Annotated in this window: 3 protein-coding genes; 1 reads left to right on the forward strand and 2 read right to left on the reverse strand. The window is 62.5% G+C overall.

The genetic code is table 11. The features are described 5' to 3' along the window. Positions 1–420: 30S ribosomal protein S7 (gene rpsG, locus WCB02_RS09980; RefSeq protein WP_423957886.1), on the reverse strand; the 420-nt coding region annotated here is incomplete at its 3' end. A gap of 28 nt (positions 421–448) precedes the next feature. Next, positions 449–820: a 30S ribosomal protein S12 gene (gene rpsL, locus WCB02_RS09985; RefSeq protein WP_011473880.1), complete on the reverse strand. Its 372-nt coding sequence runs from the start codon at positions 818–820 to the stop codon at positions 449–451. Positions 821–1,476: 656 nt separating this feature from the next. Between rpsL and WCB02_RS09990 the strand changes: the two genes are divergently transcribed. Continuing rightward, a partial coding sequence (locus tag WCB02_RS09990; RefSeq protein WP_423957888.1) for an FAD-dependent oxidoreductase occupies positions 1,477–2,411 on the forward strand: 935 nt, incomplete at its 3' end.

Consider the following 2,411-nt stretch of genomic DNA (forward strand, 5'->3'; position numbering starts at 1 on the left):
GTCTTCGCGCTTCTTTACGGCGTTCCCCCTGTTATTGGATGCATCGAGCAGCTCCGCCGAGAGCCGCTCCGTCATCGTCTTTTCGTTGCGATCGCGCGCCGCCGAAATCAGCCAGCGGATGCCGAGCGCCTGCCGGCGCACCGTGCGCACCTCGACCGGGACCTGATAGGTCGCGCCGCCGACGCGGCGGGAGCGGACCTCGATGGTCGGCATCACGTTCTCGAGCGCCTGCTCGAAGATCGTGAGCGGGTTCTGCTTGGTCTTGGTCTCGATCATGCCGAGCGCGCCGTAGACGATGCCTTCGGCGACGGACTTCTTCCCGGCGTACATCACCGAGTTCATGAACTTGGTAATGATGATGTTTCCGAACTTCGGGTCCGGATGAACTTCACGTTTTTCAGCAGAATGGCGACGCGACATCTGTTCTGTTCCTTAAATCCCGCGCGACTTATTTGGGGCGCTTGGCGCCGTACTTGGAACGGCGCTGCTTTCGGTTCTTGACGCCCTGGGTATCCAGCACGCCGCGGAGGATGTGGTAGCGCACGCCGGGCAGGTCCTTGACGCGACCGCCGCGGATCATCACCACCGAGTGCTCCTGCAGGTTATGGCCTTCACCCGGGATGTAACCGATCACCTCGAAGCCATTGGTCAGACGAACCTTGGCGACCTTGCGCAGCGCCGAGTTCGGCTTCTTCGGGGTCGTGGTGTAGACGCGCGTGCACACGCCGCGCTTCTGCGGCGACTGCTGCAGCGCCGGCACCTTCTTGCGCGACTTCTGCACCACGCGCGGGCTTGCGATCAGCTGGTTGATCGTCGGCATCTTGGCCATCATCCTTCAGTTCGGCGGGAACCGTCTCTCAAGGCTCCCGCAAAATGTCTTTCGAGGCACCTGCCCCGCCGCACCGCCCACGCGATCTGATCGCGCAAAGCGAAATCGCGCCAACCGCCCGTCGCCGGGCGGAAAGCGCTTGACGCCACAGAGGACCTCAAGTCGCATCCGGCCAGCTTGCGCTGCCCGGACTGCCACCGAGGTCATGCATCCGAGTTCAATCTCAAGAGAACACGCTCGAGAGAACTAAATTCGACCTGGCATTGCCTAGCTTATGATCGACAGCGTCTGAGCGGCATTCGTCGAGGTGGTGCCCGGTCCGGCCTCGAAAAGAGGCCGTCTGGGTGTTCCGTTCCGACGCTGGCGTTGCTCACCGCCTGTCGTTGAGTTCGCGCCTTTTATAAGCCGTGAATAACCAAGTCAAGGCGAAACGACAATTGCAGCACGATCGAGGAAAGGCCTCAGCCGCCTCGCTAATCCGAGCGTTGCGATCGCACGCCAGGCTCAGGCTAAATGGGGTCCGGCCACGGATTTCGCCAGCCGGCATAATTTTACCCGGATAAAAATCAAAAAGGAGTCAACGCCAAGCTAAAGCTTTGTTTGCCTTTCCGGGCGCATTCATGGGGCTTGCGGAGCGAGGCGATCCCATGCGGTACACCGACATTGCGATTGTTGGCGGAGGACTGGCCGGCTCGACCGCGGCCGCCATGCTGGGTCGCGCGGGCATCGCTGCGGTCCTGATCGATCCGCATCCGCTCTATCCACCCGATTTTCGCGTCGAGAAACTCGGCGGCGGCGAACAGATCGCGCGCTTCCGCAAGACGGGCGTAGCCGACGCGGTGCTGCGCAAGGCGACGCGGTGCGAAGAGACCTGGATCGCGCGCGCCGGCCATCTGCTCGACAAGCCGCCGCGCGCGCAATTCGGCATCCTGTATCATGACCTCGTCAACGCGATCCGGAGCGAGATTCCCGACGGCGTCGAAACAATCTACGCCAAGGCCAGCTCGATTTCGACCAGCAGCGACCGCCAGAAGATCGTCCTGTCCAACGACGAGATGATTTCCGCGCGCCTCGTCGTGCTCGCCAACGGGCTGAACATCGGGCTGCGCCAGATGCTCGGCATCGAGCGTCAGATCACCAGCGCCTGTCATTCGATCTCGATCGGATTTGACATTTTCCCCGCCGGCAAGCCGGCCTTCGATTTCCCGGCGCTGACCTATTTCGCGGAACGCCCGGGCGAGCTCATCCCCTATATCAGCCTGTTTCCGATCGGCAGCCGGATGCGGGCCAATCTGTTCGTCTACCGCGACTTCGACGATCCCTGGCTGCGCCAGTTGCGCCGCGCGCCCGTCGAGACGCTGAACGCCGCGCTGCCGCGGCTCAGACGCATCACCGGCGCATTCGCTATTCCCGGCGAAATCAAGATGCGCCCGGCGGATCTGGCCATCAACACCGATTATCGCCGCGACGGAATCGTGCTGGTGGGCGACGCCTTCAAGACCACCTGCCCCGCCACCGGCACCGGCAGCGACAAGGTGTTCACCGATGTCGAGCGGCTCTGCAACGTGCATATTCCGGCCTG

The sequence above is a fragment of the Bradyrhizobium sp. genome, assembly GCF_049581145.1.
GTDB lineage: Bacteria > Pseudomonadota > Alphaproteobacteria > Rhizobiales > Xanthobacteraceae > Bradyrhizobium.